The sequence below is a fragment of the Streptomyces sp. genome (genome assembly GCF_031178505.1).
GTDB classification, from domain to species: domain Bacteria; phylum Actinomycetota; class Actinomycetes; order Streptomycetales; family Streptomycetaceae; genus Streptomyces; species Streptomyces gulbargensis.
This window is the reverse complement of the sequence record NZ_JAPSIW010000444.1, coordinates 1-5,916: the sequence shown is the minus strand read 5'-3', so window position 1 is coordinate 5,916 and position 5,916 is coordinate 1. Positions and strand designations below refer to the sequence as shown.

The window sequence follows — 5,916 nt, the reverse complement described above, 5'->3', positions numbered from 1 at the left end:
CGGACCCGCACACCCTGGTTCTGGACGAGGCGACCTCCCTGCTCGACCCGCGGGCGGCCCGCCACCTGGAGCGCTCCCTGAGCCGGGTATTGGACGGGCGGACGGTGGTGGCCATCGCGCACCGCCTGCACACCGCGCACGACGCGGACCTGATCGCGGTGGTCGAGTCCGGCCGGATCAGCGAACTGGGCAGTCACGACGACCTGGTGGCGGCGGACGGCGCGTACGCGGCGCTGTGGCGGTCCTGGCACGGGTAGGCAGGGGCGGGGCCGCCCGGCCGGCGGGGGCGGGCCCCGGTGGCGGCGGTCGGCGGCGGTCCCGGTGGCGCCCGTGCCGGATCCGCCCCCCGTCACACGCCCGTCGCGGCGATGTCGTACGAGGGCAGCGCGATGCTCCCCGCCTTGGCGAACTGCGCGCCGAGGAGGGACCGCATCGGCCGGCGGGTCATCTGGCGCACGGAGAGGTTCCGCAGACCGATGCCCAGCCGGCCGAGGGGGGCGAAGCCGGCGGCGCCGCCCGGCGGGAGCTCCTGGGCCCGGCGGACGTAGGGGCGCATCACCTCGTCGTAGCGGGCGAAGGCGGCGCGGTGGTCGCCCCGCGCGGCGGCGAGTTCGCCGGCCAGGACGTAGGCGCCGACCAGGGCCAGGCTGGTGCCGAGGCCGGTCAGCGGCGTCGCGCAGTGGCCGGCGTCGCCGAGCAGCGCCACGCGGCCGCGCGACCAGCTCTCCAGCCGGACCTGGCCCATGGAGTCGAAGAAGAAGTCCGGGGCCGTGCGCATCGCGCGCAGCAGGCGCGGGGTCTCCCAGCCGACGCCGGCGAACCGCTCGGCCAGGATCCGCCGCTGGGCGGCGACGTCCCTGCGGTCGACGGCGAGCGGGGCCGAGCGGAACGCGAGTCCCGCCTTGATCTCCCCGGGCGCGCGGCCGGGCCGCGCCGAGGCCACCAGACCGCCGGGCGCGTTGTGCATCAGGTACCAGCCGTCCAGGTCCGGCCCGCCGGTCGCGGTGAACCAGGCGGTGTACAGGCCGATGGGGTGGACGAAGGCGCTCTCGGGGCCGAAGGCCAGGGAACGCACCACGGAGTGCGGGCCGTCCGCGCCGATCACCAGGGCGAACCGGCGCCGGGCCGCCTTCTCGAAGGTGACGGTGACCCCGTCCGCGTCCTGTTCGATGCCGGTCACGGTGTCGTCGAACAGGTACGCGGTGCCGGGCAGGGTGGCCTCGTACAGGATGCGGGCCAGGTCGCCGCGGAGGATCTCGATCTCGGAGACGATGCCCTCGCCGCCGAAGCTGTCGGCGGGCAGGCGGGCCGTGACGCGGCCCGCCGCGTCGACGAGGGCCAGGCCGCGCTGCTCCACGCTCTCCGCCCTGGCCCGGTCCATCAGGCCCATCCGTTCGATGACGGTACGGCCCGCGCCGCGCAGGTCGACGGTCTGCCCGCCCGGCCGGGGCGCCGGGGCGCGCTCCACGACCGTGACGGCGAAGCCCGCCCTGCGTAGCCAGTACGCCAGAGCCGGGCCCGCGACACCGGCTCCGCTGATGAGGATCCCACTGTTCTCCATGGACGCGACCGTACGGCGTACGCGCGCATGCCCGCAAGCCCGAATTTCCCCTGAAGTACGGGCACCGATGCCCTCACAGCACTAGTGCACCAGCGTCCCGGCCCGGGCTGTTCCCGCACCACTCCCCCGCCCCCGCCGGTTAGGATGCGACGGTCCAGGTGCACTAGTGCAGGGGGTAGAGGTGGGCGGACAGGCGTCCCCGCGTTACGGCCGGATCGTCGACGAACTGCGCGCCCGGATCGAATCGGGCGAGCTGCCCCCGGGCGCGCGCGTGCCCTCCACCCGGGAGATCACCCGGCAGTGGGGTGTCGCGATGGCCACGGCGACCAAGGCACTGACCGAGCTGCGCCGCCAGGGCGTGGTGCGGGCCGTCCCCGGCGTCGGAACGGTCGTGGAGAGCCCTGCGGGCCCCGCGCGGGCCGCGCGGCCGGCCCCCGCCCCGCGCAGGAGCGGGCCCGCATCCGCGCCCTCCGGTCAGTCGGCCCTCACCCTGGAGCGGATCGTGGCCGCCGCGGTCACGGTCGCCGACGCGGAGGGACTGGCCGGGCTCTCGATGCGCCGGGTGGCCGCCGAGCTGGGTGTGGCGGCCATGTCGCTGTACCGGCACGTCGCGGACAAGGACGACCTCCTGGTCCGGATGATGGACGCGGTGTTCGCGGAGCGGCCGCTGCCCGGGGAGCGGCCGGCGGACTGGCGGGAGGCCGTCGAGCTGGCGGCCCGGCAGCTCTGGGAGGGGTTCCGCCGTCACCCCTGGCTCGGCCCCGCCCTCTCGGTGACCCGGCCGCAGATGATCACCTCGGCCCTCCCCTACAGCGAGTGGGTCCTCGGCGCCCTGCACGCCCGGGGGCTGGACCTCCGGTCCGCCTTCACCGCGCACCTGACGCTGCTCAACCATGCCCAGGGCATCGCCGTCCACCTGGAGTCGGAGCGCGAGGCCGAGGCGTACAGCGGCCTGAACAGCGAGGAGTGGATGGACGAGCGGGAGCCCGCGTTCGAGGCGCTGCTCACCTCCGGCGGGTTCCCCGCGCTGGCCCGCCTCACCGCCACCGGGTACGACCTCGACCTGGACGCCCTGTTCGAGTTCGGCCTCCAGCGCCTCCTGGACGGCCTCGCCGTCCTGCTGGACGGCGGTACTCCGTAGCGGCCCTCAGATGAAGCCGAGGGCCGAGGCCCCGCCGACCCCGCCGAGGACCATGAAGGCCGGCATGAGGACCTTCAGCTCGACCCAGCTGCCGGCCCGGAAGCGCAGCGCCTTCGGCGGGCCGACCGGGTACCAGCGCTTGCGGCCGACGGGTATGGGCCACAGGATCGGGCAGCCGGAGACGGTGAGGGCGTCCCCGATGTCGTGGACGAGGGCGCCGAGGAGAACCGGCAGGCCCAGCCACAGGTACTCCTGCCCGGGCTCCGTGAACAGCCAGTTCGCGCCGTTGCCCGGCTGGTCGAGGATCCCGGCGATGATCCAGGCGCTCGTCGCGCCGAGAAGCCACACCAGGATGTCGCTGGACATGCGGGCGGCCCGCCACAGCAGCCCCTCCACGGCGAGGACCAGATGGACGAAGAGGAGGCCGAGCACCGCCCACCGCCCGCCGGTGACCGCGGCCGTGGACGCGCCGGCCCCGATGAGCACGGCCCAGAGCCAGGTGTGGGTGAGCGTCCGGTGGCCGCCGGAGCGGCGCGGGTCGGCGGCCGAGCGGGTCGCCCTGTAGACCGCGTACGACAGCTTGTCGACGATCCCGCACAGGCCGCGCGAGACCGGGCCGAAGGCGCGCGAGATCGTCGCGGACCGGTGGTCGAGGTCGGGGGCGAGGGCGGCGCCCGCGCAGATGAGCGCGCCGGTGAGGAGGACCGGCCAGGGCATCGGGTGGTCGAGGGCGGCCGCGGCCGCTCCCACACCGAGCCAGGCCGCCGCTCCCGACAGCGAGTGCGCCGGTCCCATCATGTTCGGTGTCGCCCCGTTCTCCCTCCGGCGCGCGTGACGGCCGGTCGACCGACGAGCCTACCGTCGATGATCTTCGTTCGGGGCGGCCGGTTCCCGCCTCCGGGGGGAATCCAGGCAAGATGGGGGCGTGACCCTTATCGATCAGCTGCCGCCGACCGCCGACCCCGACGCCCTCTTCGAGGCCTTCTCCACCTGGGCCGAGGAGCGGGGCATCACGCTCTACCCGGCCCAGGAGGAGGCGCTGATCGAGGTGGTGTCGGGGGCGAACGTGATCCTCTCCACCCCGACCGGTTCGGGGAAGTCCCTGGTGGCCGCCGGGGCGCACTTCACGGCCCTCGCCCACGACCAGGTGACCTTCTACACGGCGCCGATCAAGGCGCTGGTGTCGGAGAAGTTCTTCGACCTGTGCAAGCTGTTCGGCACGGAGAACGTCGGCATGCTGACCGGCGACGCCTCCGTGAACGCCGACGCCCCGGTGATCTGCTGCACCGCCGAGGTGCTGGCCTCGATCGCCCTGCGGGACGGCAAGGACGCCGACATCGGCCAGGTGGTGATGGACGAGTTCCACTTCTACGCCGAGCCGGACCGCGGCTGGGCCTGGCAGATCCCGCTGCTCGAACTGCCGCAGGCCCAGTTCGTCCTCATGTCGGCGACGCTCGGCGACGTGTCGATGTTCGAGAAGGACCTGACGCGTCGGACCGGGCGTCCGACCTCGGTGGTCCGCTCGGCGACCCGGCCGGTGCCGCTGTCGTACGAGTACCGGACGACCCCGATCACCGACACCCTCACCGAACTCCTGGACACCAAGCAGTCCCCGGTCTACATCGTCCACTTCACACAGGCGCAGGCCGTGGAGCGGGCGCAGTCGCTGATGAGCATCAACATGTGCACGCGGGAGGAGAAGGACCGGATCGCCGAGATGATCGGCAATTTCCGGTTCACCACCTCCTTCGGCCGGAACCTCTCGCGGTACGTGCGGCACGGCATCGGCGTGCACCACGCCGGCATGCTGCCCAAGTACCGGCGGCTCGTGGAGAAGCTGGCGCAGGCGGGTCTGCTGAAGGTGATCTGCGGTACGGACACCCTCGGCGTCGGCGTGAACGTGCCGATCCGCACGGTGCTGTTCACGGCCCTGACGAAGTACGACGGCAACCGGGTGCGGACGCTGCGGGCGCGGGAGTTCCACCAGATCGCGGGCCGGGCCGGGCGGGCCGGTTTCGACACGGCCGGTTTCGTGGTGGCGCAGGCCCCCGAGCACGTCATCGAGAACGAGAAGGCGCTCGCCAAGGCGGGCGACGACCCGAAGAAGCGCCGCAAGGTCGTCCGCAAGAAGGCGCCGGAGGGCTTCGTCGCCTGGTCGGAGAACACCTTCGAGAAGCTGATCGCCTCCGAGCCGGAGCCGCTGACCTCCCGCTTCCGGGTCACCCACACCATGCTGCTGTCGGTGATCGCCCGGCCCGGGAACGCCTTCGAGGCGATGCGCACCCTCCTGGAGGACAACCACGAGCCGCGGCAGAACCAGCTGCGGCACATCCGGCGGGCCATCGCGATCTACCGTTCGCTGCTCGACGGCGGGGTGGTGGAGCGGCTGGAGACCCCGGACGCCGAGGGCCGCACGATCCGCCTGACCGTCGACCTCCAGCAGGACTTCGCGCTGAACCAGCCGCTGTCGACCTTCGCGCTGGCCGCCTTCGACCTGCTGGACCAGGAGTCGCCCTCGTACGCCCTGGACATGGTGTCGGTGGTGGAGTCGACGCTCGACGACCCGCGCCAGATCCTGGCCGCGCAGCAGAACAAGGCACGCGGCGAGGCGGTCGGCGCGATGAAGGCCGACGGCGTCGAGTACGAGGAGCGGATGGAGCGGCTCCAGGAGATCTCGTACCCGAAGCCGCTGGAGGAGCTGCTCTGGCACGCGTACAACGTCTACCGGAAGTCCCACCCGTGGGTGGGCGACCACCCGGTGTCGCCGAAGTCCGTCATCCGTGACATGTACGAACGGGCGATGACCTTCACCGAGTTCACCTCCCACTACGAGCTGGCACGGACCGAGGGGATCGTGCTGCGTTACCTGGCGAGCGCCTACAAGGCGCTGGACCACACCATCCCGGACGACCTGAAGACCGAGGACCTGGAGGATCTGATCGCCTGGCTGGGCGAGATGGTGCGCCAGGTGGACTCCTCGCTGCTCGACGAGTGGGAGCAGCTGGCGAACCCGGAGGTCGAGACGGCGGAGGAGGCGCAGGAGAAGGCCGACCAGGTCAAGCCGGTCACGGCGAACGCGCGCGCCTTCCGCGTCCTGGTCCGCAACGCCATGTTCCGGCGGGTGGAGCTCGCGGCCCTGGACAACGTGGAGGAGCTGGGGGCGATGGACGCCGATTCCGGCTGGGACGCGGACGCCTGGGGCGAGGCCATGGAC

4 protein-coding genes and 1 pseudogene are annotated in these 5,916 nt (G+C 72.8%); 3 read left to right on the top strand and 2 right to left on the bottom strand.

Features of this window, described 5'->3' with window-relative positions; genetic code table 11:
• Window positions 1–257 (top strand): annotated as a pseudogene (locus tag RIF68_RS24730) (ABC transporter ATP-binding protein); the annotation flags it as partial.
• 92 nt (window positions 258–349) lie between these two features.
• Here RIF68_RS24730 and RIF68_RS24725 read toward each other — a convergent pair.
• Window positions 350–1,561 carry an FAD-dependent monooxygenase gene (locus RIF68_RS24725; protein WP_309053502.1) on the bottom strand — a complete coding sequence of 404 codons (1,212 nt, stop codon included), beginning with the start codon at window positions 1,559–1,561 and terminating at the stop codon, window positions 350–352.
• Between the two features lie 181 nt (window positions 1,562–1,742).
• Between RIF68_RS24725 and RIF68_RS24720 the strand changes: the two genes are divergently transcribed.
• On the top strand, window positions 1,743–2,702 hold the full coding sequence (locus RIF68_RS24720) for a TetR/AcrR family transcriptional regulator C-terminal domain-containing protein (protein WP_309053501.1): 960 nt from the start codon (window positions 1,743–1,745) through the stop codon (window positions 2,700–2,702).
• A 6-nt stretch (window positions 2,703–2,708) separates the two neighbouring features.
• Here the strand turns inward: RIF68_RS24720 and RIF68_RS24715 are convergent, their stop codons facing one another.
• Window positions 2,709–3,500 (bottom strand): metal-dependent hydrolase, encoded by a 792-nt coding sequence (locus RIF68_RS24715; protein ID WP_309053500.1) that lies wholly within the window; start codon window positions 3,498–3,500, stop codon window positions 2,709–2,711.
• 127 nt (window positions 3,501–3,627) lie between these two features.
• Here RIF68_RS24715 and RIF68_RS24710 point away from each other — a divergent pair.
• On the top strand, window positions 3,628–5,916 hold a 2,289-nt coding region (locus RIF68_RS24710), incomplete at its 3' end, for a DUF3516 domain-containing protein (protein ID WP_309053499.1).

Excerpts from the sequence above, each read along its gene's own strand:
- RIF68_RS24725 (WP_309053502.1), bottom strand. The coding sequence starts at position 1,561 with ATGGAGAACAGTGGGATCCTCATCAGCGGAGCCGGTGTCGCGGGCCCG.
- RIF68_RS24715 (WP_309053500.1), bottom strand. The coding sequence starts at position 3,500 with ATGATGGGACCGGCGCACTCGCTGTCGGGAGCGGCGGCCTGGCTCGGT.